Consider the following 26,639-nt stretch of genomic DNA (forward strand, 5'->3'; position numbering starts at 1 on the left):
GACGAGATTGTCCAAAGAGCTACTGGTCGGCCTGGTAACGATGATACTGGCAACCTCGGCGCTGGCCGGCGAGCGCTACATAGAAGTTTGGAACCCACCGGAGGTGCGCCGTTCGGCCGCGAAACCCCCAAAGCCATCGGCACGCAAACCGAAGAAAAGTCGTGTGGGTCCTCTTGCAACCGGCCGGACGCGTCGAGTGGCGGAAGTATCAACGTTACGGCCGGCCACAGCGGCAAGGCCGGGCAAGCCGACATTCAACGACATTCCGCGGCAGATGACGCCAGAGGGCAACGTGCTTCGTGTGGCAGGCGGCCAGTCTAGAGTTGACATCGGGCGCTGATGCATTTGATACGGTCGCGCCCCCAAATTCTTTGTGAGTCAATCACTTGCGAAAGGATCGACATTTTCGATAGAAGGGACCTGGTCAGCCTTGCTGCGAGCGGCCGAGGGAAGCCGACGAGACCTTCCAGTCTCTCTATTACGCCGAGCCCGAGGACGTCGAATACGACGAGTCGGTAGAAAGGTCCCGAAGTCGTACGGCGTTGATTGGGCGCGAGAATTCGTAAGGAAGGATTGGCGCAGGCGAGAAGCGAACGACACGCAAGAGACAAGGTCTCACCGTCCATGGGATTAGGAAGCGTCTGCACCTGCAGTGACTTCAATGAAGGAGAACGAATTGGCCCCAGAGCGTGGTTGAACCCCTTGTCGCGAGCAATGCGACGGACGGATTTGGTCAGATGGAGCTTCCCATCGCTGAGGCGATGCGCGACGCGGGTCCCGTCATTGGTGAATCCAGTGGTGCAGGCGTCGGTGGTGGCAGCGTTGACACTCAGGCCCGACGCTTGGACTTCTGGTCGACAAGCCGGGATAGCGGCCCGACGGCGACCGTGTCATATCGGCGCCGGCGGCCTTACGCAGCCCCGGACGCTTCAACGGAAGACGTGGCATCGGAAGAATCGCTGGAAGCCGCCGCCTCGGAAGCGTTGACTGAATCTGACGCGCCGGAAGCGCCCATTGAAGCCATGCCCTCGGAAGCGACCACTGAAGCCGTGGCCGAAGCTCCGGTTGAAGTCCTGGCCACGGAAGAACCGATGGAAGCTGCCGTCCAGGACGAACTGACCGAAACGGCCGCCCCGGTCGCACCGCTTTACGCCCCAGCTCCGGAAGCAGCGCCGGAAGAGACGCGGGCCCCGAAGCGCGGTCGGAAGCCGAAAATGCTAGCTGAAGTTGCCGCTCCGGAAGTCATGACTCACGAAACCCCAACCCGGAAGCGCGGGCCGAAGCAGATAACACTGCCTGGAGTGGAGGCTGCCCCGGAAGCGCCAACTCGGAAGACGCAAACTCGGAAGCCGCGACAGGAGCAAAAAGCGCCTACCGCAACCCAAAGCCGGTCCCAATCCTCACTGCTCGCCCAACTGGCATCTGTCAATGCGCAACTTGAGCAGTTGCGAGCCACGGAAGTGCCAGAGGTCGTGGAAAAGATTCGGCAGTGGATGCAGGAGTACGACCTCAGCATTGAGGACATTGCGGGCAAGCCCAGTGTTGAGCCCGCTGCCCGCGCTGTTCCGACGAAGGCCGCGCCGCGTCCGAGGTACCGCAACCCGAAGACGGGCCAGACCTGGTCGGGGCGCGGTCGGGCTCCCGCGTGGATTGGCAAGAAGCCCGAGCGTTTCCTAATCGATCTCTTGTACTGAACGACAGGTCGGCGGGCGCGGCCGGTCCGCCCCCATTCTGACAAGCAAACTCGGCAGGCCGGAAGTTCGGCGGCCACTGCGCAGGAAGCCCAAGGGGAAGAGCCGGGCAACAAGCCGGGGACGGCGGCGCTGCCTAACAACCAGGACGAAGGCAACGACAGCAGTGACGGCAGCGATGACAGCAAAAACTGAGCGGACGGACGCGATCCGCTGGATCCAGGCGCAGATGGACGACTACGGGCTCACCCTCGAAGAGCTCGACGCGGCGGGGTGCTTCGCGCCACCGCCGCCCCCACCGCCGCCACCGGCCGCACCGCCGGCGCCGGTGGTCTGCTACCGCAACGCGGAAGGGCTCACCTGGGACGGGCAGGGCGAGATGCCGTCATGGCTCAAGCGCGCGGTCAATGCGGGGCAGAGCGTTGAGTTTTTCCGGGTAGGATAGGGGCCGCCGATGCATTTGGCCCGCAGACCAACAGCGATCTGACGACGGCTAACCGACACGACCCACGACGACCCATTTATGAAAGTACACGTTTCCACCCTGTTGTGGCTCGCCGCCATGGCGAGCGGCGGTATGCTGCCCCTCACGCAGGCGCACGCCGGCGTGTTCGACGATGAGCAGGCGCGCAAAACGGTCATCAACCTGCGCGACCAGTTCAACAGCTTCCAGGCGACGGCGACCCAGCGCATTGAGCAGAATAGCCGCACTACGCTCGACCTGCAGAACCAGCTCGAAGGTCTACGCCAGGAACTTGCGCGGCTACGCGGCCAGAACGAAGTGCTGCAGAACACGGTAGCGACGCTGCAGAAGCAGCAGAAGGACTACTACGCCGACCTGGATGCGCGCCTGAAGAAGCTCGAGCCGCAGCAGGTTTCGGTCGAAGGCCGCCAGGGCACGTCGCAGCCGGGCGAGAAGCCCGAATACGACGCTGCGCTCAAGCATTTCCAGGCGGGCGACTTCAGGAGCGCCGGGAATTCGTTCTCGTCGTTTATCAAGAAGTATCCGCAGAGCCCGTACCTGCCGCTGGCGCAGTACTGGCTCGGCAACTCGCTCTACGCGCAGCGCGACTATAAGGGGTCCACCTGGGCGCTGCAGAAAATGATCAATGCCAACCCGACGCATCCCAAGGTGCCGGACGCCATGATCGCGGTGGCCAATAATCAGCTCGAGTCCGGCCAGAAGGATGCCGCGCGCAAAACGCTGGAACAGGTGGTGGCCAAGTATCCCGGTACCGAAGGCGCGCGTGCGGCGAACAACCGGCTGAAGACGCTGAAGTAAGTGCGGGTCAGTTCGCGCTGGCCCTTGAGCGCCGAGCCGATCGAGTTCTTGAGGAACATATTCGCGCAGAGCCAGGCCTTCGTGACCTTGGTGAAGGTCGGGTCCGGCTCAAAGAACGCCATGGTCATCGTGTACCGGCAATCGCGCGAAACACCGGAGCGGCGCTCAGCCGCGCCGGTCCCACCCAGTCCGCGTAGGCCTCGACCGGGCACAGGCGCGACAGTGCCGGCGCCCGGAAGGTGGTGCCCTGGTAGTGGCGGTCGCCCTTGGTCTGCAGGAAATAGCACTTCTTATCACAATGACGACAATTTCCGGAAACCTGTACGCCGGGACTTCCGCCCCGGTGACCGGCTTAGATGCGCGTGATGGGCAATCCGCCGGTAACGGCCGCGATCGCGCTGTCGGACAGCCTATTAACCGTCGTTTGCACGCCCACGATGGGGTCATCGTGGTGCTGCGCGACCCCCTGCGCCTTCGCCCAGGCGAACGCGAACGCTTGGTCGGCGGTCATCGCGGCCGGCGTTTGCAGAGGTTGGAGGGGCACGTCGATACCGCGCTCGACCGGCCGGAGGCACATCAGCACCTCAACGGCATGCGGGGCGCTTTCGTGCAGATGCAGGTCGATGGCGATGAAGCGCCCGGAGGCCAAGACGGCCCGAATGGTTTTCACGTAAGTCATGCGGTCTCCTAGAAGAAGCCTTCGCGCTTGCCGCGCTCGTTTGGCGGTGGCCGAGATATCCCGCGGTTCCAAGGCGTCGTCGTCCCAAGCGCCTATTTGGCGACCAAGATACGCCCTTATGCTCCGTCAGTGAAAGAAGTCAGGGCCGCACCAGCGCGCGGGCGGCCTGCCTAACTTCTGGCGATGAAAAGCGGTAGACAGCGCGATCCAGCAGGTAGTGGATGAAGCCAGTCGCGAAACCCAGTGCCAGCAGCGCCGGCACGAAAGGCGAGGAACGCAGCCAGAGCGCCGCATCACCGAAGATGCGATCGGCGTAGGCGTATTCGTCGGTCACGGCCTCCACCTCCAGCACCGGTAGCAGCAGGGTGGAGGCGACGGCGAGCACAAGCAGCACTGCCCAGCCGCGTCGATTGATTGGCGCCAGCAACTGGTGCCAGTGCGTGCGTGGCACCTGGTCCCCGCCGGAAGCCGTGAGCGAGGTGAGTCCCATTGCCACACTCCAATGCTGCACGCTCCACAGCACAATGAACAGGAAGGGGTCGCGCGCGAGGAAGGCGAAGAGCACCATGGACGAAACGCCGAGGGCGTAGGCCATGCGCGGCAGCGATGCGCGCTGCGAGCGCAGTTCGACGAATAGCATCAGGGCGGTCAGGATCACGACGAAGGCGATGCCGCCATCATGCAGCGTGCGCGCGAACACGTCCGACCAGCCCGCGCCCAGGAGGGGGGCGATCCAGCGATCCTGGAAGGCGATCGATCCAGCTAAGGCCTCTGCCAGTACGACGAAACCGCCGCCCACAACGAGCGCGAACCAACGATCAAGCCGTCGCGTGACCGCATCAGACGCTCTTCCTGCGCGCGCGCGGTAAAGGCTAAGCAGCCCGAAGTGCTGCGCGGCGAAATGGTGACTCACTAGCAGGTAGTCCAGGACGGCGAACCAGACCACGCGCTCACTCAGCGGCACCGGCAGCACGCTCTCGGGTGCCAAAAGCAGGGCGAAGCAGGCCACCGCAATGGCCAACGGGCCTACCACGAAGCGCAGCCGCTGCGTGGTGAGCAGGGGGCGGAAAGCCGGGGTTGCGTAGGCCAACCAGGCCGACGAGACGCGATGGCCGAACCATAGAGGTACCGCGAAGACAAAGAACAGCCCGTCCACCGGGCTGGCGCGCACGTCGTCATGTCCCCACGCCAGGAAAAGGGTCAGCGGGGCTAACCACAGTGCATTCAGCACCCAAACGAGGTCCCAAGTCGGGCTTTTGATCCAGCCCATGGTAGGCGTCTTTGCCTTGCGCTTGCCGCGCAACTGACCCTTAGCCATGGTGGGTCTCCTAGGAATTGCTTACCAGGTGGCAATCAAGCATATGCTCAGCCCCACTGTCGAGAAGCGGGCGAGGCTCCAAGGCTGCCATTGAGATTGGTCCACGATCCTCGCCGGCATTGATGCTAGCGCGCTACAGCTTTGCCAGATTGGTCACGAGGTTGTGGCTGAACCAACCATCACCAGTGCCAAAGCCCTGCGGCACGGCGGAGGCCGCGTCGCGAATTAGTCCAAAGCCGTTGCTGCCTTATGGTCGAGCCTCAGCACCATCATAGAAGTGCCGGGCCAGGCTCGTCAGTAACCCAAATGGATGAGATAAGGGCGGCAGGAAAGGGAGGGCAGCGTCAGGCGCTGTCGCATGCCTTGAGAAGTGAGCGGCACATCCAATGGCGGCAGACCGCGCCCAAAGCGCAGCGGCGCGCGTTCAGCTGCGGCTCGTCATCCCAGGTTGATAAGAAGCAGTTAAGCGCGTTGGCAATCCTTTCTCTTACATACTCGCCAGGGTCGCAATTCTTCTCTTGACGGGCGTAGGTAGCTTGGCTGATGCCAATTCGAGATGCCACTTCGGTTTGGGTTAACTGCAGGAATATGCGCCAAGCCTGAATCGGTGTGCAATCACTGGTTGCAAGAAGCCAAAGGACCTGCCGCGGAATGCGGTCTATACGAACCTGGGAATGGTTGTGTCGAAGCTGCTCGGCTTCGATCTATGTCCGCGGCTACGCGATTTGTCGGAGCGCAAGCTCTATCTGCCACGGGGTATGGAGGTGGCCAAAGATCTTGCATCAGCATGGGCACGCCTGCCGAGGTGCTGCAGGCGTTCTGGCAGGAACTGCGCGGGCGCACGCGCGTGACCATCGACCACCCCGATCTGCCGGAGGCCTTGAAGGACATCGCGGCCGAGGCGGTCCAGACCATCTGGCAAGCGGCCAACGAGGCCGCCACGGGCGAGCTGGCCACGCTGCGTGCCGAGGCCCGCGCGGCGGCCAGCGCCGCCGAAGCCGAGCGCGATGCGGCGCGCGCCGACACTGCGGCCGCGCGCGAGGACACCGCGGCGCTCTCAGCCCAGCTGGAAGAAGCGCGTCAATCGGTCGCGGAAAGCCAGGGACCTCGCCGCCGAGCGGCAGGCGCAGGCCGCCACCCAGGCCCGGCTGGAAGCGGGCAGGGCAGAACTGGAGGCGGCGGGCCGCCAGCTGACGGCGCTGCGGTCCCAATTCTCGACCGAGCTGGAACGCGCCCGCGAGCAGGTGGCCATTGCCCAGGAGCGGGCCGAGGCCAGCGAGCGGCGGGCACTGCGCGAACTGGATCAGGAGCGCACCGCGCGCCAGAACGGGTAGTCGTCCTTTTCGTGCAAAATCTTACGGTTCCCTTAAAATTTCCCTTTTGAATCAATGGGTTGAAAATCCGTCGATTTTGCAAGTGCCGTTCTTTTCGTGCAAAACCTTACGCATTCAAGCTGCTGGAACAGCGCCACGCGCTTTGTCCGATAGTCCGTCAGCAGTTGCTGCTGGGCGTCGAGCCGTCCGGTGATCTCGGCTAGTTCGTCCGCTTGCTTCTGGACTGCGGATCGGAGGGCATCGCGTTTGGTTTCCGCGCGGGCTTGATGGACGCGGGCTTGGTTCAGCCCAGCAACCGCATGTCGGCGAAGATCTCGATTCTTGCTACACCGCCCGCCGCTGCGGTGGCACCTCAAGGACGCTGTCTTGATACAGGTGGATCGGAAAGCTCATGATGCCCCGGAAATTCACATGCGCGAAATGTGCGGGCCCCATGCGGCGCAGCCAGTCATCTTCAATCCGTTGCCCCTTGCGGCGCCAAGCATCAGCCGTCGCTTGCATACGCTGGGTGTTCCAGCCAATCATCAGATTCGTCAGCAGTGTCAGTGATCCGGAAATCGCGATCATTTCGTCCTGACGGCGCCCGCGATTATGGCGTACCTTGTTCGAGTAAATGGCACGCTGGAGTTGGTGCACGATTCCCCTCGGTTGAGTAGCGTGCGCAGCTCCCGACGAAACTCGGTGTTGCTGAAAAAATCGCACAAGAAGAGTGTGCGCAGCATCTTACCAAGATGATCAGCTGCCCGATGGATAGGGTCGCCTTGGGCGGCACTGCCGAACCGCTGCAGCGCGACGATTGCACTCAGCCTACCCGAGTGGATGGAGGCGATCAGGCGCAACAAGCCATCCCAGCCGTCGCGGATTGCCTTGAGCGAGATCTCGTGCGAGACGGCGGCCGACAGTCCATTCGTTACCTGCAAGCCGCGCGGCAAATACAACTTGCGCTCCGACAGATTGCGTAGCCATGGGCATAGATCAAAGCCGAGCAATTTGGACACTGCCATCCCAACGTTCGTGTATCCGTGGGTATCGACCGCGAGTCGAAGCAGCCCGCCGTCGCTGCGGTTCTCATTGTGGCGCATGGCCCCTTCAATGGCCACGCCGGCCTGGCGTTCGTTGAGCACCATAGGCTGGTTATAGACGATTCCGTGCTGGTCCAGCACGTGCGTATAGATCCCGACGGCATGGGTGCGGCGTCGAGGATCGGCACGGGCATAGAACAAATGTGGGGATGTGTCCAGGCTCATCGAATCGCTGGACGCCCGTTGACCGGTTCCCCATAACTCGGTGATCGGGTGCGTGCGCTGGAATTCCACTACCCGTTCGTTCGCGCGGCGCAGCCGCCCGGGCATCTCAAGCACGCGCATCGCAGTGGAGATGTGCGTCGGATCGAGCTGCGGAATCATGGCGGCGACGCCCTTGGCGTCGAGCTCGGTGCCATGTGCGAGCAGCGCGGCGTAGAGCGCGATCAGCTCGTGCGCGTCTCCGGCCTTGCGCGCCAGCAGCACTTCGCTGAAATTGGTACGGGCATCCATCTCGAGGATCATGTCGGCAAACTGCGCGTTGCCGATGTCCTTGAAGAGCAGATCACGGGTGCGCGTGGGTATGCCGTCGGTTTCCGCCGCTTCGAGTGGTGATAGATGCAGCACGCCGTTCGTGTCGATCGTGACGTGGCCTGCCGCACGGGCCTCGTCCAGTGCCGCGAGGCCCGCCTTCAGATGATCCATGAGGGGATTGAGGTACGTGTCCGCCTGGTTCGGCAAGCCAAGTGTGGACAGATACCGGTCCCGCTCAGAATCCCACTGAGCCGGCGGGATCAGCAGTTGATCGCGTGCTCGAAACGAAAGGCTATGGATGATCCACACGGTACCGCCGCGCAGCCCCTTACGCAGCCCCGTGATCGCGCAAGCTTCCATCGCACGCAACGCGCGCTGACGGTCTTCGCCATCAACCAGGTCACGCCAGCTCGCGCCCACCGCCACCTTGCAATCGGGCGGCAACTCCGTCGCGCCTTGGTCGTACAGACGACCGATGAACTCAAGCTGCCGCAGGGCCGGATCGGTGCCGTTGCTGGCAAATTCCAACTCCCGCAAGGGAGTCAGAAGGTTGCGGATACGGTGGTGGTCTTCCGTAAGCGTTTCGCGCACGGCGGCGGCGTGGCTTGCCGGGGGCTTGGCAGATAGGCCCTCAAGCAGCTTGCCGATGTCCGCCAGCCGTTCTTCGGCCGAGCGGCGGGTATCGTCAACCAAGGCCTTGATCTCGACTATTTGCTGCCGGTATTCGATCGCCGAGCGCGCTTGCTTAGTCGTGGTCCTGTTGTAGGCCTGCCGAACTAGGTCTGAAACGCGCCGCCCGGTTTGGTAGAGCATCGCGTCCGTCAGCTCGAGCAAGGTCACACGCAGGAAGAACACCAGCTCAATCGTACGCGTGGAGGTCTTCAGTTCACGGACTTTGGCAGGACGGCGAGCCTGGATACGCTGGCCATAGGCGCGCTGCTTCTCGATCGGAATGGCATCAAACGCCCAAGTATGCGCGCCGAGGCCCTTCAGGAAGCGGATCTTGGCCAGCGTCTCGTTTATGGTTGAGGGGCTGTGCCGTCCTGGCGGGCTCTTGAGCCATTCCAGCACGGTCGTTCCCGATGTCGCATGTTGGGCGAACACTGCAGCTTCGGCCTCTGCTCTCTGCGACAGGGGGACGACCGCCTCAATCGTCACCAGCAAATCTCGCTCGATGCCCGCCCAAATTGAACGAGCAAGGCTCAGCAGCGCTCGTGTGGAAGGAATCAGAATCCGTCGCTCATACAGTCAGTAGTGGGCGTGCTGAATCAACTCCTCAAGGGACAGCGATTCGGCAGCATCTTGCCGCATCCAAGCTTCGAGGCCTCTCCAGTGATCGTCATCGATTCGTGTCAAGCCGAGGTATTGGCAGGCCCAGACCTGGTGTTCATACAGCGTCGGATATCGCTGATAGATGGTGCGCAGCGAGGCGATCGTCGGAGTTGGTAACCCCAGCTTTTCGCCCACGTATCGCAAGAGCTGACGGGGGAGTGTGTTCAGTTGGTCAAGAGTACGTCCACTTGCCCGCAGAAATGCCAGCTGGATGGCGGCTCCGGCCCGGCCAGCACGCCGAAATTTCTGGTTAATTGCGGCAATGTCGCTGCCGGTCAGCGCGAAATAGTACTCGACATCAAATTCCGACAATCGAGAAGGCAAGCTGTCTTTTCCCACATAGCGAAATCCCAAGCCCGGCATCGTCCGCTCCCATCCAGGTGATACGATCCAAAACCGCGGGCGGACATGGTACTCCCGAAGTCACTCAAGGCCAGCAGGCGGTTGTCTGTTTTGCTCGGAGCGCCTTGTAAAGAAAGGCTTTGCGGGGAAACCGTAAGATTCTGCACAAAAAGGACGACTACCCCGATACAGAACCCGCTCGATCCGAACAATGCCTTGAACCCGCGGTGGATCACCGACCTGGAGTGAGCCGGGCGCCGTCACGCTGCGCCGGCGGGGTTGCGACAGTGGGCGGCATGCCGCCCGGGGTTGGCGGCGAAGGACTAGACTGGTGCAAGCACACGCTTTGCAGCGCGACTACGCGAAATCCGGGGCCATTTATAGGAGGGACGGATCATGCACACTGTCATCAGATCCTATTCGGGAGCCGGCGCCAAAGAGCTGTTTGATCTGCTGGAAAAGCGGACGTCGGAAATCGAATCCCTGATGCGTTCAGTCCAGGGCTTTGTCAGCTATACGCTGGTGCGGACCGCCGATGGCGGCTTTTCTGTCACCACCTGCAATGACAAGGCGGGCGTGGATGAAAGCGTTAAGCAGGCGAAGGACTGGATCGCCGCGAACGCTGCGGGTACCGGTGCCAGCGCGCCGACTATATCTGAAGGGACCGTCATGCTGCACGCGAAATAGCAATACAGCGCGGCATCGTCACGCGCTTCCCTGGTGCCGGGCAGCAGTCGCAAGACCGCCGACCAAGTCAATCGCTGTGGGGGGCTTCGAGGCTCTCTGGCGGTCTGCGTTTGGTGCTCCTGTTGGCATTAGATTGTTTTTCCTAGAATTCCCTAGATGACCACCCGAACGGGGGCGACCATGGGCGAGGGGCTGCGCTGTGTCCACGAGCCGTACCGTGGCATGTACGTCAATGTTGTGGCTTTCGAAGTCGCCCAGGTCAGCAGGGACACCACCGGGGCAAAAGTGGCATTACCTGCTCGCCGTCCGACGGCCAGTTCTCGACTTTGAAATGGTTTACGGCCCGACTACTGACCAAACCGACTACTTCACGCGCGAGGCAGCCGAACAAGCGGCTATCCACTATGGCAAGCGCGCTATTGATGTCTATCTAGGTCAGGGCTGACGTCATGCCTCGACTCTCCTGAACTCCACCACCCACACTTATTGCGAGATGGCCTGGGGTGGGGTTACCGCGAATACTGGAGAGCAGATGGAAGACAGCTTCTTCTACAAGAACCACGATGTCGTCATGGAGTTGTCTGAGAGGACATTCGGGCACTGGCACTGGTCGTACACTCTTGACGGGCAAGGTACTTTTGAAAGTCAATGCGACGCGTTTGGCACGCGGGAGCTGGCGATGGTCGATGCAAAGAGCAATGCTCAGGCACGCATCGACCGAGCATCGAGTTAGAGGCTGCTCATGCGGCCGCCTTGCTCCCTTCCCCCGATTACACCGCTTGGCTCGCTGGGTTGAAAACTCGGGTCGAGCAGGCACGCCGGAGTGCGGTCCTCTCGGTCACCGGGAACTCGTGACGCTCTATTGGCAGATCGGACGTGACATCCTCGAGCGGCAGCACAGCAGGGATGGGCAGCCCGGGGGATAGACCGGCTCGCACGCGATCTGCGGGTGACGTTTCCAGACATTAGGGTTTTCGCCGCGCAACCTCAAGTACATGCGCGCGCTTGCCGAGGCTTGGTCCAAACGAACAGCGCGAATGATATGCCAAGGAGGCCGCCGAGCATGGCTAGTCGCGCAGCCACCGGGAAAATGCTGCACGTGCACGAAGTCGATGGTCGGCAGTTTGCGCCACGAGCAGGACGGGCAGATTTGTCCTGGCTGCTTCGAGTCGAGGAAGCGGAATGGATTTAGGTCGGGCAGCACACAAAAGGTTCGGGCCCGGCCAAAAGCAACATAGACCTTCTCCCGGGCATAAACTGGAAGGACGCGGCGGCCGCAGTGTGTCCCGGCGCCCAGAGTTTCTGTAAGCCTCCGGGCAGACTCCAGAGCGTGGCGGGTGCCGGCTGCGCGGCGATAGCGACGCTACGCCCAAACTGCCTTCTCACATGCCATGAGTTACATTCGCGCACCGTTCACCGACGATCAGGTTCAGAAGCTCAACGAGAACCAGGTCTGCCTCGGCGGCCCGGTTCTGCGCGCCTTCACCTGCAGGAACAGCGCCGATCATCGCCACGGAGTCGAAGGTGGCGCCCCTGGCATCCTGATTGCCACCAAGTACGGCTGGGTTTGCCCACACTGCAACTACAAGAGGGACTGGGCATTCGCAATCATGGCGACCCGGTTGACGCGCCCGCCGACCGCCATCCAATCCTTTGTCTATACGACGCCCTCAATCGAGAAGGCCAACATCCTCCTCGGTCAATATGAACGGCTAGCGGCAACCGAGCGCCCCGGCGCCGCCGTGATGGTCGCCTGTATCAAGAATCGCATCGAGGAAATGTCGCTCCCCGGATTCGGCGCTATCGAGCTCAGCGAGATCCCCACTGACGCGGTGGTGAGACGATCAGAAGGACGGAAATACCGGATCGTCTCGGGACAATCACATCTCCAAGCCGCCTTGCGCCTGACCGGCCGCGCGCTGGTGACGGATGCTGTCACCCATGAACAGTTACACGTCCATGACATCGACGGCAAACTGTTTGCCATTCCGTCAGACGCCCAAGCAGTGCTCGACTCAGAAACACTTAAGGCGATCGAACACGCCAAGGCCGACCCGCGCGCGAGAGGCGCGTGAACTCGTTTCGCTGTACGCCACGCTGCTCTCACATGGCACGGATCTCAATGCGAAGAGCGTTGCTGCGATGATTCGGGAATTGGATCCGGCGCATATCTAGAGGATCAAGCTCTTGCGCGACCTGGCTCGCCCATGCGACCCAAGGCCTCCCGAATTTGGACAGCGAGTTCCGCCATCGACCTGGTTTCAGGGTAGAAGAGACACCTGCCGTCGGCATTGCGCTGAACCAGATGCACCCCGGCTTCCAAATGGGAGACGCTGACATGCAATCTTTCGTTGATGACCAAGATGCCATCGCGCGCCTCATCTTCGATGCGATCGCGGCAATGAATTCCAAGGGCTTCGAGCTGGCGCCCGACCCCAGTATGCGGTTCATGTCTGACAAAAAGGGGACGTCCCGGGCGCACCCCCTTCGCCGTCCAAGCCGGGGTGTTAGTACAGCCCAGGTGCGCAAAGAGGCGCATCTACCGCAGGACGCTTGTCCGTGGCGTAGTGGATGGGCGCAGGTGGTTGGGAAGGGCGTTTGGCGTGGCTTCTTGTGGCAGTCAGGCACGTCACCTTCGCTGTCGTCCATTGTCGTCAAAACGACAATTGCCGTTTTGACGACAATGGACGACAATACCCACATGATTACCTTCGACGATATCGAGATCCGCCGGCCCGAACTGGCGAAATCTTACTTGCAACTACTCCAAGCTCAGCCTGGGCGGCCAATTGCATTATTTGCACCACGGCGGGTCGGCAAGACGTTTTTCCTGGACCAGGATCTCACTCCTGTATCCCGAAAAGCGCGGTTCGTCCCCGTTTATGCGGATCTCTGGTTGAATCAGGCTGCGCCATTGGCGGCAATCAACCATGCGTTGGAAGAGGCGCTTGATGATCTCACTGTGCCCACGACCCGCGCCGGAAAGATCGGGAAAACACCCGTCAAGAAAATTGGGATGCTCAGCGCCAGTGTCGAGCTGGGCGAAGAGCCTACCAGGCGCAAGCTGCCCGACGATCCTGCACTCCGGTTTGACACGCTGGTCGCACGGCTGGCGTCGCAATCTGGCCATACGGTTCTACTGATGTTGGATGAAGTGCAAGTGCTGGCCGAGATCGCCGACGGTCGATCAGCCATCGCTACGATCCGAGCGGTTCTGCAGAAGCGCAAGCGAGACGTCCTCGCGGTTTTCACGGGTTCCTCGCAAGAGGCCTTGGCAGCAATGACGGTCGCTTCCGGCGGACCGATGTATCAATTTGCCCAGTTGCTCGATTTTCCCGCACTGGGTATCGAGTACCCCAAGGCCCTGGCCAAACACTATGCATCAGTGCACACCGATAAGACCCTTGATGTCGACGATCTTGTAAAAGCATTCGAGTATCTCGGTCACAAGCCAGCATTGATGAAGGACCTGGTGAAATGGATGTCAGCCGAGGGCGTGACGGACGTGCAGCTTGCTCTGAATCGCTTCGTTCAAGACGGACGACTTATCGCGGGCTGGGAAGGTCTGCTGGCAAGCCTGCAGCCATTTGAACAGGTATTGCTGAGCGTCATCGCGAAGGGTCACGCACCGTTCGCTAAGGGCACGATTACATTGCTCAATAAAGACCCGCGTTTCACCGCTTCGGTGTCGAAGGTCCGTGCCGCTCTGGAGCGCCTGCGCAAGTCCGGTGTTCTGGCCAAGACGGCAGGGCGCGGCTACCTCATAGACGACACGTTGTTCGCCGAGTTTCTGAAACGTCATTAAGACCAGATTGGACTGGACTGGTATGAATACGACGGACTCCATGTCCTGCGAGGAAGTCGACTCATTCGACATAACACCCGTACACAGAATTTTTGCCCGCGCGCTAGGGAATTGCTGATCAATAGCAGCGGCGCTGGGGATTGACGGCTGTTTGGTGCCCGATTTTCACCATGCGGAAAGCAGAGAGATCTGAGCCCGATTTCGCGCCGCATGCCCCCCATCTCGTGCCCTTTCGGGCTCGATTTGCATCTTCAAGACGGATAGCTCCCCTGAAACGCCAACAACGGCTTTTTGGCGATCACCAGATTTGCGAGACCGAACAGGCTGAACATCTGTGCCGTGTTCTTGGCCAAGCCCTTGTAGCGGGTTTTCTTGTGACCAAACAAGTTCTTCACCACGTGAAAGGGATGTTCTACCCGCGCCCGAATCTGGGCCTTCTTTCTCTCCACTGCCTTCGTCAGGTCCTTCCACCGACCTTCCGGCATCTTTTCAACCTTGCTGCGCTTTGCTGCTACGTGCCAGCTTATGTCAGCGCGGATCGTCCCTTGCCCTTGGGCTTGTTTGATCTCATCCCTGCGCTCCACACCCGTGTAACCCGCATCAAGATGCACTTGGCTTTCCTCGCCATGCAGCAGGTGATGGGTGTGAGCGATATCGCTTTCGTTCGCCGCCGTCGTGTGCAAGCTGTGCACCAGTCCCGAGTCGGCGTCGGCGCCGACGTGTGTCTTCATCCCAAAATGCCATTCGTTTCCCTTCTTCGTCTGGTGCATCTCCGGATCGCGCGACTTGCTCTTATTCTTGGTCGAACTCGGTGCCCCGATCAGGGTGGCATCGACCATCGTGCCCTCTCGCATCAGCAGCCCCCGCTCACTGAGCACGGCCTTGACCTCACCGAACATCGCGGCAGTCAACTTGTGCTTCTCGAGCAACCGGCGAAACTTGAGCAGCGTAGTCGCATCCGGCGCCGACTCTTGCGACAGATCCACACCCACGAATTGACGCAACGCCTGGCTGTCGTAGAGGGCGTCTTCCACGGCTTCGTCACTGAGACTGAATGTGGTGGTCTAATTTCCTCGGACAGGTCGATAGGAGGACAATCCGGAATCGACGAGGAAAAAAGATAGATGACAAGAAGGCGCCGACAATTTGACGCCAGCTTCAAGCTGGAAGTAGTACGGATGGTGCGAGACCAAGGATTATCGGTCAGCGAGGTTTGCCGGTCGATGGAGCTTGGTGAGACGGCCGTTCGGCGCTGGATGGCGCAGTACGATGCAGAGTGCGCCGGCGGGCCTGGCGTGGGCAAGCCGCTGACGGCGGAACAGCAGCGCATCCGGCAACTGGAGGCGGAGAATCGGCAACTGCGCGAGGATAACGCCTTGCTAAAAAAAGCCTCGGCCTTCTTTGCGCGGGAACTGAAGTGAGCTACCGGGTGGTAGCCCACTTGCAACAGGAGGCCGTATCGGTCAGTAACGCCTGCCGGGTATTGCAGGTGAGCCGCTCGGGCTACTATGCGCACCGCCGCGCCAAGCCAAGCATGAAGACTCTGCAGGAGCAGACCCACGTCAAAGCGGCGTTCGCTGCGAGCGGCGCCAGCTACGGCAGCCGGCGTGTCATGCATGCGGTGCGGGAACAAGGGGTGCGCCTTGGCCGCTACCGGATTCGTAGGCTGATGCGCGAAGCGGGCTTGCGCGCGACCTGGAAGCGTAAGTTCGTGTCGACGACTGACAGCAAGCACACGCTGCCAGTGGCAGAGAACGTGCTGGACCGGCAATTCGACGTGGCCGAGCCGAATCGGGCCTGGACTTCGGACATAACGTATATCCGCACGGCTCAAGGCTGGCTGTATCTGGCGGTCGTGCTGGACTTGTACTCGCGCAAGGTCGTGGGCTGGTCGATGGCGCCGACCATGCCGGCCGACCTGGTGATGTCGGCACTGAGCATGGCGCTGCAGCAGCGAAGGCCAGCGCCGGGACTGGTGCTGCACTCGGATAGGGGCAGTCAGTAGGAGGTGTCAGGAATTCTGTGTGCTGAGGTCGGTTAAATAAATCTCAGCGTAGGGCGTTGGTGAAGCGGTCACCGAAGAGAATGGCGAACTGGTTGGCCGCTTGTTTCCAGGTGATGGGCGGCATCTTCCAATCTTTCTCGATGTTGCGCAAGGCCAGGTACAGCAGCTTGCTGGCGGCTTCGTCGCTGGGGAAGTGGCCCCGGTTCTTGACGATCTTGCGCAACTGCATGTGCATGCTCTCGATGGCATTAGTGGTGTAGATGATTCTGCGCACTTCCGGCGGATAGGCGAAGAACGGGATGACCTGCTCCCATTGCCGCCGCCACATGTCGGCCACCGTCGGGAATTTGCGGCCCCAGTCGCTGCCGGCAAAGGCATCCAGCGCAGTGGCAGCGGCATCGGCCGTGGCAGCCTGGTAAATCGGCTTGAGCGCGGTCGCCAGGCCCTTGCGATCCTTCCAGCTCGCCAGGTTGAGCGAGTTGCGGATCAGGTGGACGATGCAGGTCTGGATTTGCGCGGCCGGGTAGACGGCCTCGATGGCCTGGGGGAAGCCGCGCAGGCCATCGACCACGGCGACCAGGATGTCCTCCAGGCCGCGGTTCTTCAGTTCGTTGAAGACCTTGAGCCAGAACTTGGCGCCTTCGGTCTGCTCGATCCACAGGCCGAGGACTTCCTTGCGCCCATCGGCGCGGATGCCCAGCGCGAGGTACACCGCCTTGTTCCTGACGGTGCCTTCGTCGCGGATCTTCAGGCGCAGCGCGTCGAAGTAGACAATGGGGTACATCGCCTCCAGCGGGCGCTGCTGCCATTGTTCGACCTCGGCCAGCACTTCGTCGGTGATGGTGGAAATCAGGTCAGGCGAGACCTGCAGCCCATACAGTTCCTGCAAATGGCCCTGAATCTCACGCACGCTCATCCCGCGTGCATACATGCTGATTACGTGGTCGTCGAAGCCGGACAGCCGGCGTTGGTACTTGGCGACCAGTTGCGGCTCGAAGGTGGCTTGCCGGTCGCGCGGAATGTCCAGTTCCAGCTCGCCGTTGGGCGTGATGACGGTCTTTGCACTGCTGCCGTTGCGGTGATTGCCGCTCTTGCCTTGCTTGGCCTCGCTGGCCAGATGGTGCGTCAGTTCGGCGGCAAGCATACGCTCGGCCAACTGCTTCTTGAGCAGGCCGGCCAAACCTGATTCACCGAGAATCGACTCGGCGTCCTTGTTCTGTACCTGAGCCAGCAGTTGATCGATCAACTCATCCGGAAACAGCTTCGGCGCGCTCGATTTCTTGCTCTTCTTGGTCATGCTTGTTGTTTCGGTCATAAGGGCGTTTCTTTCGATATCGTCTCATGACCTCAACACACAAGAAATCTGACAGGCTCAGTCAGTACGCGAGCGCGGAGTATCAGACCTTGCTGGCACGCCATCAGATTGTTTGCAGCATGAGTCGAAAAGGCAATTGCTGGGATAACGCGGTGACGGAACGGTTCTTCCTGAACCTGAAGATGGAGCGCGTGTGGCAGCGTCAATACGCCAACCACGCCGAGGCACGGCGCGACATCACCCAGTACATCGTTGGTTTCTATAATCCGGTGCGCTTGCACTCAACCCTGGGGTATCTGTCGCCCGCTGCCTACGAGGCGAAATCGATAGAAAAAGAACCTATCTGCCTGTCCGAAATAACTTGACCACTACAGAACCACTGTTGCAGACAGTACATCCGCAACATCCTCTCCACGCCAATCGGCTGGCGCCCAACACGGCCGCTCGTCGGATACAGCGGCTCAATCAACGCGGTCCACCGTGCCCACGGCACGATCCGATCCATCTCCCCGAGAAACTTCTCGCGCCGAGTCACGCGCTTCTTCTTCGCGAACTCAACTTCGGCAAAGCTCGTTTGTTTCATCCTTGTCTTTGTCTTCCATGCCTTCACCTTCAACGCGCCACGCTTTCCGCCAGATGACCCGTGGCTGAATTGATCGTAAGCGCTAGATTCAGCACACCTTGAGGAGTCGATTGTTACCCGGTAACGTTGCAGAACGGTGTGTTACCGGGTAACGCAGATGAAGGAGTGCAGGATGGCGCAGACGACAGCACAGCGGCAAGCCGCCTATCGGGCAAGGCGCGGGACGGCGGGCAAGGACGGCAACGGAGAGCGGCGGCTGGACATGTGGGTCAGTACGGAAGCCGACCTTGCTCTTGCACGGCTGGCGCACCGTTACGCGGTCACGAAGCGTCAGATGCTGGAGCGGCTGATCGCGCGAGCGGACGACGCGATCGTGCGCAGGCTCGATCCGGATTCGGAACAGTGGGATCTCTACTTCAACGTGCCCCGCTAGCGCCTCGCCGTTACCGGTAACGAGGGGCTTCTCTCAGTGTGATGGAGTCCCCGACTTGGGGGCAACGATCGATCTGACGCTCAGGCAGGGTGCGGCGGCGCGGTTTGCCGCCGTGCGAAGTTGAACGGCAACAGGTCGCTGATGTCAGCGTCCGGCGCGCGCTGTGGCAGCTCTGTGAGCACGTGGAGCAGATAAGCATACGGCTCGACGTCACAGGCGCGGCACGTAAGCATCAGGCTGTAGATCATGGCGCTCGCCTTCGCCCCAGCGACGGTGTCTGCAAAGAGCCAGGCCTTTCTCGCTGTGCAGAATGGCCGGATGTCTCTTTCTATGGCGTTATTATCTACCGGCGCCCGTCCATCGGTGACGTAGCGGCTCAGATATTCCCACTGGTTGCGCGCGTAGGCGATGGCCTTGCCCAGCAGGCTTTCCGGCAGTACCTGCGGCGCCTGCTGGTCCAGCCATGCCTTGAGGGCTTCCAGCAGCGGCACGCTGTGCTGTTGACGCATCCGGTACGTGTAGTCGACGCGCGTTTCACCTTCGGGCAGCTCTGCCTTGGCGAGCGTCTCGACCTGGTACAGCGCCTGGAAAGACTCGAGCGCCTTTAGCACTCGAGCGCTGGGCTTTTTCTGCCCCTTTTGCGCATCAACGAACATCCTCCTGGCGTGCGCAACACAGCCGAAGTGCGTGACGCCTTCGAGCGTGCGCCAGGCCTTGTAGCCATCGGTCATTAGCATGCCATGGTAGCCGGCGAGGAACGCCTGCGGATACTCCTGTCCGCGCCCCGGTTGGTAGTCGAACAGCACCACGGGTTGCTCGCTGTCCTCCGCGCTGCGGTAGACCCACATGTACGATTTGCTCTGCGCGGCCTTGCCTTCCTCCTTGAGTACCTGCACCGTCGTCTCGTCGCCATGGATCAGTGGCTGCGATAGCAGCGAGCGGCGCAGCGCCTCGTACAGCCGGCTGTAGTGCAGTTGCGCGGGTCTGATGATCCAGTTGGCCAGTGTGCCACGGCCAACTTCAATACCGGCGCGACCCAGCGCGTCTTCCATGCGGTACAGCGGCGTGCCATCCACGTACTTGCCGGTGGTGACAGTCGCCAGCATCGCTGGGCTTGCGTTGCTGCCAGGAAGTGGTTGCGCCGGCATCGGTGCGGTCACCACCGGTGTGCGTTCGGCGTTGCGCTCGCAGTGCCGACACGCGTATTTGAAGCGGACGTGCTGCAGTACCGAGGCCTTTACCTCGATGTGCAACTGTTCGCTGACTTCTTCGCCCATGCGATGCAGTGCACCTCGGCAGCACGGGCAGATCTTCTGGTCTTCGGTCAGGTCGTACTCAATGCGCTGGCGCGGCAGCTCCGCCGGCAGCGGCTTGCGGCCACGTTTGCGCCCTGCGGGCTTATCAGGCTCCGGCAACCCCGTGTCCGGCAGCGCGAGCACCTCATCCTCATCATCGTCGGCCGGCTCTGCTGCGGCCATTTGTTCGGCTTCGTCGAACACGCGGTCCTTGAGCTTCTCGCTGCTTGGTGCGAAGCGTTTGGACTGCGCGAGGCGGAACTGTTCCTCAAGGAGCCCGATGCGCTCGTTCAGCTCGGCGATGTGCTGAGCGTTGGCAGCAGCCCGCGCTTCGAGTTCGCGGATATAGGCCTGGGCGGCCGGCGGCAATTGGGAGAGGTCGTGTTCGTTCATGCTGAACACGATAGTGCAGCCGACGTCCAATCGGGTATACGTCACACCGGACGACTCAACCCGTGTGCTGATATTTGCGCGACGGGTGCCGCTGCACGGCGTCCACGTCGATACCGTCCAGCAGCCAGTGCAACTGCTCGGTCGTCAGCTCGATCACCGCCTGCTGACGCCGCGGCCACACGAAGCGGTCTTCCTCCAGGCGCTTGAGCAGCAACCAGAACCCGTTGCGGTCCCACAGCAACAGCTTGATGCGGTTGCGCCGACGGTTATGAAAGGCGTAGACGGCGCGGGCAAAGGGATCATGCTGCATCGACTGCTCGACCAGGGCAACCAACCCATTGATCCCGAGGCGGAAGTCCACCGCATTGCGGTGCAGGTAGACCTGCAGGTCAGCGTCGAGCCGGAACATGGCAGCGGCCCAGTGCTTCGATGGTCGCCATTACCAGCGTGGCATCCTGCCCCGAGCATTCGAGCTCAACGCTCACACCGTTTGGCAACCGCGCCACCAGGCGCGCAGGCAATGGCTGCGGCGGTTGCAACGTTCGCACAGGCAGTGGTTCAGGCACGGTTGGCAGCTCCGCTCCGGCCTTGGGGCCGGCTGCGTGAACTTCCACCACGGGAACGAACGCCGCCGGCGCACTTTCGATGGCATCCATCGTGCCATCAGCGTCTTTCTGTTCCGCCTTGTGCTGTTCGATCCAGCGGCGCAACTGGTTCGCGTTCACCCCGGCCTTGATTGCCATGCCAGCCACCGATACCCCCGGCTGCAGGCAAGCTTCAACCAACCGCCGCTTGTCGCCCTTGTCAAAGCTGCGCTTGCCGTTGGCGCCGACGTTGATCGCCCGCAGCGGCAAGCAATCCAAATCGCTCTGGTCCATGACTTGTGTCCACTAAAAACAGTGGACACAATCCTGCGCCGTCTGGGCTTCCGGCGCTATGTGCGGCAAATTTCGCGCTTACAATTGATCAGCATTTCCCTAGGGGTGCTATGTTTGATGGCCGGGGAGGGGGCAGAGGTCTGCCGTCGTCACCACACCTCAAGCGGCGTCCGACCCGCACGCGCTGGGAACGGGAGCGAAGTCGAAATGGGCCGCGGCATACAACGCATTGCACGCCCAGACCTCTACCCCCTGCCTATGGAAGGTGACCCATTTGCCGTCGCTGACGCAGTGGGAACACTGTGATGGCCGTTAGGACCGTCCAGCGGAAAGGGCGCGTGCGGCCGTGGCCCAGTAATGGCCGCGCGGCAGGGGCGCGATCGTCTTTGGCATACTCATCAGGCCCGATGTGGTGTCACTGGCGGCGCGGTCCCGCCTCCATATGGCGAAATGGAGGCGCTGTCAATCCTGCAACGGCGTAGCATCACGCCGCGACATCCTGGTGTAGTCTCGCCACCCAACTAATCCTGCTACCAGGCAATTTCCATGGCGCGACATCTTCATTTCTTGGCCCGAGCCTTCTGCGTCGGCGCCATCATTGTGATCGTCGCCATTGTCTCCCGGCAAGTATATCTGCGCAGCGCCGCAGAGGCGGACGTCGCCGATGCGGATGCGGAACCCGCGACAATGATGTTGATTCGCTGCGAGACGATGCACGAGCGCCTGCAGAATGAGCAGCGCAGTCTGGCTGTAGAGGCTGCTGATGCGCGGCCGCGTGCTCGTTGTCGGGAATCCTGAGTTCGGCCAATCTCAACGCACTCTGTGCCGGTGTAGCGCTGGCGGCTGTCCGCTTCCGGAAGGGAGGCAGGATTTTCCGCTTACTTCGTCCCCGTGGCTTCTTTTCGCGTAGCCTCGCTACAGGTCAATGCCAGCAGATTCCCTGCGGCGGTTCAGACGCCACCACTGCCCGCGTTAGGGCGAAGACCTAAACCAAGCGAAAAAAGAATAGCCCGCTGCAAGGGCGGGCTGGAATCCCTTCGGTGAAAGGGAGGAGACAGGGTGAGTATAAACGCCAATAAGAAGTCTTGCAGAGCATGGCAAGGGCCGTCGGGTGGTACCAACGCTTACTTTCATGATGGTGAAATAATGAAATGGCAATGCTAGCGAACGGTGCAATGAACGGCAAGATCTCGCCGGTGGCCTACTAGCAGGCCGCTGAAATACCTCGAGCGAACGTGAGCGCGACGACTGACTGAAGCGTTGATTTGAAGACCCCATCCAACCCTACTTTCATGCGCGGCGCAGACACCTTCACGGAGAGCTTGTTCACTATACGGAGGCTCGATGATTTTGTGCCGAAGTCCCACCCGCTTCGCTCGATCCGCGCCATGGCCAACCAGGCGCTGGTGAAGATGGACCGGTTGTTCGCGCACGGTGACCATCGACGGCAGCCCGGCCAACCTGGCCGCCTTGCACGACATCAACGCCGAACGTGAAGCGCCCACCGTCATCAGGCGGAGCAAATACCTGAACAACATCGTCGAGCAGGAGCATCGGGCCATCAAGCGACTGACTCGACCGATGCTCGGCTTCAAGGACTTTCGCTGCGCACGCATCCTGCTGGGCGGCATCGAGCTCATGCACATGATCGCAAAGGGCCAGATGAAGTGCCCGGATGGAAGCGCTACGTCCGCAGCAGAGCAGTTCTATTCGCTGGCCGCCTGACCCCGATTCACGTGGTAGGCCCGGCTGTTCCACCACGTCCTTACTGCGACAGAACCCTTGTCGCAATGGGCAGGAAAACCGAACTCGCAGGTTCCGGAGATGGCGGGCATGGGCGTCGGCATGGTGCGCGTGAGTCCGCAGGCCACCGGCACGCTCGACGTGATCGGCCTGCTCGACGGCATCCGCGCCGGCACCCGCGAGGCGGCGCCGAGCGGGATCACCCCGGCCGGTGCCGAGGTCAGCAACGGCTACTGGAGCGGGCAGCCCGGCATCTGCTGACATGACCACGAGGTGCGCGCATGAGTGTCCTGTTTCCCCTGCTGGCGCGCGCGCACCGCCGGCTGCCCGCGCCGCAGCATGCGCTGCCGCTGGTCGGCGCCCTCGAAGCCGCGCGCCGGGCGGACTGGCTCACGCCGCCTGCCGCGCTCGACGGCCATGGTTTCCTGCTGTGTGTGGAGGATCTGGCGCTGACGGTACATTTCCGCTGCGCCGACGGGGGCTTCTATATCGGCCCCTTCAACGGCACGGCGCCGGCGCTGACCCTGTGCGCCCGCGCCGGCGACTACCTGCGCCTGCTGGCGGGCGAGGCCGACACCGATACCCTGTTTTTCCAGCGCCGCCTCGCCATCACGGGCGATACGGCGCTCGGCCTCGAAGTGAAGTACTGGCTGGACGCGGCGCCGCGCCCGCCGTGGGTTGTGGCGGCCAGTACGCGGCTGTCCGCCATGATGGCTGCCTGAGTTTCCTGACTGAGCCGAACCGGCTGGTCAGGCCGTCGCCGGCGCCACCGAGTTGCCGAGCGTCTGGCGCGACCGGTCCGGATGCAGCCAGCGCAGGCTGGCCAGCGCGCTGACGACCAGTAGCACGGCGCCCATCATGAAGCCTGTCTCGTAGCCGTGCGCGTTGGTGCTGCCGTAGTGCTGGACCAGCTGGCCCATCACCATCGGCCCGAGCGCGCCGGCCACGTTGCCGATGGCCGTGTAGATGGCCATCAGGCCGCCGCGCTGCAGGGGCGGCACGATTTCACCGAGGATCGGCGGCGACAGCACGAAGGTCACCGCCAGCAGGCCGGTCGCGGCGGCCTGCAATAGCGCCTTCTGCACCGGTGCGAGGTCCAGCTGGCCCACGCACAGCAGCAGGATTGCGGCGAGCACGACGGAGCCGTTGATCAGCATGACGCGGGCGACGCGCGAGCCGCGGCCGCGCTTGAGCAGTCGCTCGGACAGGAAGCCGGCCACCAGCCCCACCGGGGTGCCCGCCACCACGATCAGCGCCACCCAGCGCCCGGCGGTCACGCTGCTGAAGCCCAGCGCCTTCTCCATGTACGACGGCAGCCACGTCAGGTTGAGGCTGATGGTCCAGTACGCGCTGAAGCACAGCAGGAAGAGCGTCAGCATCGACGGGTCGGTCAGCAGGCGGGCGTAGGGCAGGCGCGCGTTGGCGGCTGCGCCTTGCATACCCTGATGGCCGAGGTTACCCTCCCGGCCCCACACCAGCCACGCCAGCACCCACACGGCGCCGACCGCGGCGAGGATGACGAAGTTCATGCGCCAGCCCCAGCGCTGGGTGATCTGCGGAATCACCAGCCCGGCCAGCAGCATGCCCAGGATCCCGCCTTGTATCACCAGGGCGCCCGGCAGGGTGCGCTTGCTGTCGGGGAACCACTTGTAGAGCGCGTGAAGCGCCACGGGCGTGCCCGGTCCTTCGGCGGCGCCGAGCGCCGCGCGGCACAGCAGCACGGTGAGCGCGCCGCCGGTGATCGCGATGGGCAACTGGAGCACCGCCCAGGCGGCGGCCATGATCAGCAGCAGCCACCGGGTCGGAACCCGGTTGGCCAGGAAGCCGACCACCACGGCCGAGATGCCGAAGAGCCAGTAGAAGCTGCCGGCGATCATGCCGAATTCGGCAGGTGACAGGTGCAGTTCGGCCATGAGCGGCACTGCCACCATGCCCAGTGCGGCCTTGTCGATAAAGTTGATCAGCGTGAAGGCCGCCAACAGGGCGGCCATGCCCCAGGCGGCCCCAGGGCGGTAATGCGCGGTGTCTGTCATGCCTGTCTCCGGTGGTATCGCGATGCTCCTGTGGCGGGCACCGTCTTGATGGGATTGCCGCTGCATCTTTGGCGTGATGCCTGCCGGTTCTGTCGCAGTAAGGACGTGGCGGAACAGCCGGGCCTACCACGTGAATCGGGGTCAGGCGGCCAGCGAATAGAACTGCTCTGCTGCGGACGTAGCGCTCCCATCCGGGCACTTCATCTGGATTTCCTCGAGATGACGTAGGCTCAGCGGATAAGCGACATACCGGCGCACGCAGGTCAGCATTACCTCCAGCGGATAATGCAAACGCTTCACTACCTTCGCAATCTCCGGGTTCATGGCCGTTGCCCGCACGCGTTGAGTTCGACACCGGCAAAGTTGACCCCACGCTTACTACGACAGAACCCGATTGGGTCAGGCGGCGGGAGCCAGATAGTTGCTGCCGACGTTCTACAGCTGACGCCGGGCAAGCCCGGCATCTCGGAGGAGATTGGAGGCCGGTTACATGCAGACCGACTTCACCTCCATGTACTCCACCAGCCCATGCGCGCCGTTCTCGCGCCCGTTGCCCGATGCCTTGAAGCCACCGAACGGCAGCGACAGGTCCATCTGCGCACCGTTGACGCGCACCGAGCCGGCACGCAGGCGATTTGCCACGCGGCGGGCGCGGTCGGGGTCGCCGGAAGCGATGTACGCGGCCAGGCCGTAGTTGGTGTCGTTGGCGATGGCGATGCCGTCTTCCTCGCTGTCGTACGGGATCATGACCAGCACCGGGCCGAAGATCTCCTCGCGGGCGATGGTCATGTCGTTGTTCACGTCAGCAAAGACGGTGGGGCGGGTAAAGAAGCCCTTGTCCAGCCCGTCCGGTCGGCCGGGGCCGCCAGCCACCACGCGCGCGCCTTCCTCGATGCCGACACCGATCATGCGCTGCACCTTTTCGTACTGGGCGCGGTTCGAGATCGGGCCCATCTTCGTGGCCGGATCCGCCGGATCACCGACCGTGAAGGCATTGGCGACTGCCGCTGCCACCGCCTGCGCTTCCGCGTAGCGGGCGCGCGGCACCAGCATGCGGGTCGGCGCGACGCAGGTCTGGCCGGAATTCATCATTACCGACACCACGCCCGTCTGCACGGCGGCCTGCAGGTCGGCGTCGTCCAGGATCAGCAGCGGAGACTTGCCGCCCAGTTCCTGGTGCACGCGCTTGACGGTGGGGGCGGCGCTGATGGCCACCTCCACACCGGCACGGGTAGAGCCAGTAATGGAGATCATGTCGACTTCAGGGTGCGACGACAAGCGTGCGCCCACGCTCCGGCCCTCGCCATAGATCATGTTGAACACGCCGGCGGGCGTGCCGGCCTCGTGCATGATCTCGGCGAAGATGTGCGCATCCAGCGGCGAGATTTCCGAAGGCTTCAGTACCACGGTGCAGCCGGCGGCGATGGCCGCGCTGACCTTGGTGGCGATCAGCATCAGCGGCCAGTTCCAGGCGGTGACCAGCGCTGCCACACCGATCGGCTCGTGGGCCACGTAGTTCTTGCCATGGCTGGTCTCGAACTCGAAGGTCTTCAGGGCTTGCAGCGTGGACTGCATGGCCGCCAGGCCAATCGGGGCCTGCACGGCGTTGCTCAGACCCACCGGCGCGCCGATTTCGGTGCGGACTGCCTCGCCAATCTCCGGCAGGCGCGCCTTGTACAGCCCAATCACGCGCTCCAGCAACGCCAGGCGCTCCTCGCGGGAGGATTGCGACCAGGCCGGGAAGGCGGCGCGCGCGGCGGCCACGGCGCGGTCGGCGTCCTCGACGGTGCCGAGCGACAGCTTGCCAACCACTTCCTCGGTGGCCGGATTGACGATGTCCATCACGGTGGCGCCGGCGGCGGGTGCCGCCCATTCGCCATTGACATAGAAGGTGTCGATGTTCTTCATGTTCTTGCTTTGGTTGTTCGTGGCGGT

Annotated in this window: 20 protein-coding genes and 11 pseudogenes; 18 read left to right on the forward strand and 13 right to left on the reverse strand. The window is 62.2% G+C overall.

What is annotated here, in order from left to right:
- Positions 1-737: 737 nt before the first annotated feature.
- The 3 genes from CNE_RS41905 (at position 738) to ybgF (ending at position 2,973) form a co-directional block, all read left to right on the forward strand.
- The gene (locus CNE_RS41905; RefSeq protein ID WP_013959166.1) at positions 738-1,694 is read left to right on the forward strand and encodes an H-NS histone family protein; all 957 of its coding nucleotides are present in this window, start codon (positions 738-740) and stop codon (positions 1,692-1,694) included.
- Positions 1,695-1,869: 175 nt separating this feature from the next.
- The gene (locus CNE_RS33380) at positions 1,870-2,136 is read left to right on the forward strand and encodes an H-NS histone family protein (protein WP_013959167.1); all 267 of its coding nucleotides are present in this window, start codon (positions 1,870-1,872) and stop codon (positions 2,134-2,136) included.
- 78 nt (positions 2,137-2,214) lie between these two features.
- On the forward strand, positions 2,215-2,973 hold the full coding sequence (ybgF, locus tag CNE_RS33385; RefSeq protein WP_013959168.1) for a tol-pal system protein YbgF: 759 nt from the start codon (positions 2,215-2,217) through the stop codon (positions 2,971-2,973).
- On the opposite strand, the gene CNE_RS43355 is transcribed toward ybgF, so the two are convergent.
- From CNE_RS43355 to CNE_RS33395, 3 genes are all read right to left on the reverse strand, one after another.
- A complete protein-coding gene (locus tag CNE_RS43355) occupies positions 2,856-3,101 on the reverse strand; it encodes a hypothetical protein (protein WP_420872221.1) in 246 nt (81 codons plus the stop codon). The two genes, ybgF and CNE_RS43355, sit on opposite strands and share 118 nt — an antisense overlap.
- Before the next feature lie 224 nt (positions 3,102-3,325).
- Positions 3,326-3,652 (reverse strand): hypothetical protein, encoded by a 327-nt coding sequence (locus CNE_RS33390; RefSeq protein ID WP_013959169.1) that lies wholly within the window; start codon positions 3,650-3,652, stop codon positions 3,326-3,328.
- Between the two features lie 139 nt (positions 3,653-3,791).
- Positions 3,792-4,970, reverse strand: a complete 1,179-nt coding sequence (locus CNE_RS33395; protein ID WP_013959170.1) for a hypothetical protein — start codon at positions 4,968-4,970, stop codon at positions 3,792-3,794.
- A 659-nt stretch (positions 4,971-5,629) separates the two neighbouring features.
- Here CNE_RS33395 and CNE_RS43225 point away from each other — a divergent pair.
- Together CNE_RS43225 and CNE_RS33400 are read left to right on the forward strand one after the other, a co-directional pair.
- Positions 5,630-5,749, forward strand: a pseudogene (locus CNE_RS43225) (Tn3 family transposase); the annotation flags it as partial.
- A 5-nt stretch (positions 5,750-5,754) separates the two neighbouring features.
- Positions 5,755-6,295: pseudogene (locus CNE_RS33400) on the forward strand (DNA-binding protein); the annotation flags it as partial.
- A 333-nt stretch (positions 6,296-6,628) separates the two neighbouring features.
- Here the strand turns inward: CNE_RS33400 and CNE_RS33405 are convergent.
- A pseudogene (locus tag CNE_RS33405) lies at positions 6,629-9,555 on the reverse strand (Tn3 family transposase).
- Between the two features lie 375 nt (positions 9,556-9,930).
- Here CNE_RS33405 and CNE_RS33410 point away from each other — a divergent pair.
- From CNE_RS33410 to CNE_RS33425, 5 genes and pseudogenes are all read left to right on the forward strand, one after another.
- The gene (locus CNE_RS33410; protein ID WP_013959172.1) at positions 9,931-10,221 is read left to right on the forward strand and encodes a hypothetical protein; all 291 of its coding nucleotides are present in this window, start codon (positions 9,931-9,933) and stop codon (positions 10,219-10,221) included.
- 532 nt (positions 10,222-10,753) lie between these two features.
- Positions 10,754-10,954, forward strand: a complete 201-nt coding sequence (locus CNE_RS33415; RefSeq protein WP_013959173.1) for a hypothetical protein — start codon at positions 10,754-10,756, stop codon at positions 10,952-10,954.
- A 20-nt stretch (positions 10,955-10,974) separates the two neighbouring features.
- Positions 10,975-11,240: pseudogene (locus CNE_RS42485) on the forward strand (DUF1016 N-terminal domain-containing protein); the annotation flags it as partial.
- A gap of 372 nt (positions 11,241-11,612) precedes the next feature.
- A complete protein-coding gene (locus tag CNE_RS33420; RefSeq protein ID WP_013959174.1) occupies positions 11,613-12,296 on the forward strand; it encodes a hypothetical protein in 684 nt (227 codons plus the stop codon).
- A gap of 263 nt (positions 12,297-12,559) precedes the next feature.
- Positions 12,560-14,026 (forward strand): ATP-binding protein, encoded by a 1,467-nt coding sequence (locus CNE_RS33425; protein WP_013959175.1) that lies wholly within the window; start codon positions 12,560-12,562, stop codon positions 14,024-14,026.
- A gap of 251 nt (positions 14,027-14,277) precedes the next feature.
- Here CNE_RS33425 and CNE_RS33430 read toward each other — a convergent pair.
- Positions 14,278-15,081, reverse strand: a pseudogene (locus tag CNE_RS33430) (IS5 family transposase); the annotation flags it as partial.
- Positions 15,082-15,150: 69 nt separating this feature from the next.
- Here CNE_RS33430 and CNE_RS33440 point away from each other — a divergent pair.
- Positions 15,151-16,028: pseudogene (locus CNE_RS33440) on the forward strand (IS3 family transposase); the annotation flags it as partial.
- A gap of 46 nt (positions 16,029-16,074) precedes the next feature.
- Here the strand turns inward: CNE_RS33440 and CNE_RS33445 are convergent.
- Complete coding sequence (locus CNE_RS33445) at positions 16,075-17,328, reverse strand: IS256 family transposase (RefSeq protein ID WP_017510466.1); 1,254 nt, start codon at positions 17,326-17,328, stop codon at positions 16,075-16,077.
- A 65-nt stretch (positions 17,329-17,393) separates the two neighbouring features.
- Between CNE_RS33445 and CNE_RS40010 the strand changes: the two are divergent.
- Positions 17,394-17,711: pseudogene (locus CNE_RS40010) on the forward strand (integrase core domain-containing protein); the annotation flags it as partial.
- A gap of 8 nt (positions 17,712-17,719) precedes the next feature.
- Here the strand turns inward: CNE_RS40010 and CNE_RS41910 are convergent.
- A pseudogene (locus tag CNE_RS41910) lies at positions 17,720-17,929 on the reverse strand (IS5/IS1182 family transposase); the annotation flags it as partial.
- Between the two features lie 172 nt (positions 17,930-18,101).
- Here CNE_RS41910 and CNE_RS33455 point away from each other — a divergent pair.
- On the forward strand, positions 18,102-18,362 hold the full coding sequence (locus CNE_RS33455) for a hypothetical protein (RefSeq protein WP_041229049.1): 261 nt from the start codon (positions 18,102-18,104) through the stop codon (positions 18,360-18,362).
- An 80-nt stretch (positions 18,363-18,442) separates the two neighbouring features.
- Here the strand turns inward: CNE_RS33455 and tnpC are convergent, their stop codons facing one another.
- The 3 genes from tnpC to tnpA form a co-directional block, all read right to left on the reverse strand.
- On the reverse strand, positions 18,443-20,026 hold the full coding sequence (tnpC, locus tag CNE_RS33460) for an IS66 family transposase (protein WP_404997160.1): 1,584 nt from the start codon (positions 20,024-20,026) through the stop codon (positions 18,443-18,445).
- Positions 20,027-20,105: 79 nt separating this feature from the next.
- The gene (gene tnpB, locus CNE_RS33465) at positions 20,106-20,459 is read right to left on the reverse strand and encodes an IS66 family insertion sequence element accessory protein TnpB (RefSeq protein WP_013954297.1); all 354 of its coding nucleotides are present in this window, start codon (positions 20,457-20,459) and stop codon (positions 20,106-20,108) included.
- Entirely contained in the window at positions 20,440-20,928 is a 489-nt protein-coding gene (gene tnpA, locus CNE_RS33470; RefSeq protein WP_013954296.1) for an IS66-like element accessory protein TnpA, read from the reverse strand. Before tnpA ends, tnpB begins: the two co-directional genes overlap by 20 nt.
- A 546-nt stretch (positions 20,929-21,474) precedes the next feature.
- On the opposite strand from tnpA, the gene CNE_RS33475 reads away from it, so the two are divergent.
- The 5 genes and pseudogenes from CNE_RS33475 (at position 21,475) to ubiT (ending at position 23,393) form a co-directional block, all read left to right on the forward strand.
- Complete coding sequence (locus CNE_RS33475; protein ID WP_013959180.1) at positions 21,475-21,726, forward strand: hypothetical protein; 252 nt, start codon at positions 21,475-21,477, stop codon at positions 21,724-21,726.
- Between the two features lie 494 nt (positions 21,727-22,220).
- A pseudogene (locus tag CNE_RS40020) lies at positions 22,221-22,358 on the forward strand (IS5/IS1182 family transposase); the annotation flags it as partial.
- A pseudogene (locus CNE_RS33480) lies at positions 22,348-22,653 on the forward strand (DDE-type integrase/transposase/recombinase); the annotation flags it as partial. The pseudogenes CNE_RS40020 and CNE_RS33480, both read left to right, overlap by 11 nt.
- Positions 22,654-22,761: 108 nt before the next feature.
- Positions 22,762-22,932, forward strand: a complete 171-nt coding sequence (locus CNE_RS41610) for a hypothetical protein (protein WP_158310042.1) — start codon at positions 22,762-22,764, stop codon at positions 22,930-22,932.
- Positions 22,933-22,952: 20 nt separating this feature from the next.
- The gene (gene ubiT, locus CNE_RS33490; protein WP_013959184.1) at positions 22,953-23,393 is read left to right on the forward strand and encodes a ubiquinone anaerobic biosynthesis accessory factor UbiT; all 441 of its coding nucleotides are present in this window, start codon (positions 22,953-22,955) and stop codon (positions 23,391-23,393) included.
- Between the two features lie 27 nt (positions 23,394-23,420).
- Here ubiT and CNE_RS33495 read toward each other — a convergent pair whose 3' ends face one another.
- From CNE_RS33495 to CNE_RS33505, 3 genes and pseudogenes are all read right to left on the reverse strand, one after another.
- Positions 23,421-24,704 (reverse strand): MFS transporter, encoded by a 1,284-nt coding sequence (locus CNE_RS33495; RefSeq protein WP_013959185.1) that lies wholly within the window; start codon positions 24,702-24,704, stop codon positions 23,421-23,423.
- A gap of 207 nt (positions 24,705-24,911) precedes the next feature.
- Positions 24,912-25,028: pseudogene (locus CNE_RS40855) on the reverse strand (IS6 family transposase); the annotation flags it as partial.
- Between the two features lie 162 nt (positions 25,029-25,190).
- The gene (locus CNE_RS33505) at positions 25,191-26,612 is read right to left on the reverse strand and encodes an aldehyde dehydrogenase family protein (protein ID WP_013959187.1); all 1,422 of its coding nucleotides are present in this window, start codon (positions 26,610-26,612) and stop codon (positions 25,191-25,193) included.
- Positions 26,613-26,639: the final 27 nt, after the last annotated feature.

Source organism: Cupriavidus necator N-1 (genome assembly GCF_000219215.1).
GTDB classification, from domain to species: domain Bacteria; phylum Pseudomonadota; class Gammaproteobacteria; order Burkholderiales; family Burkholderiaceae; genus Cupriavidus; species Cupriavidus necator.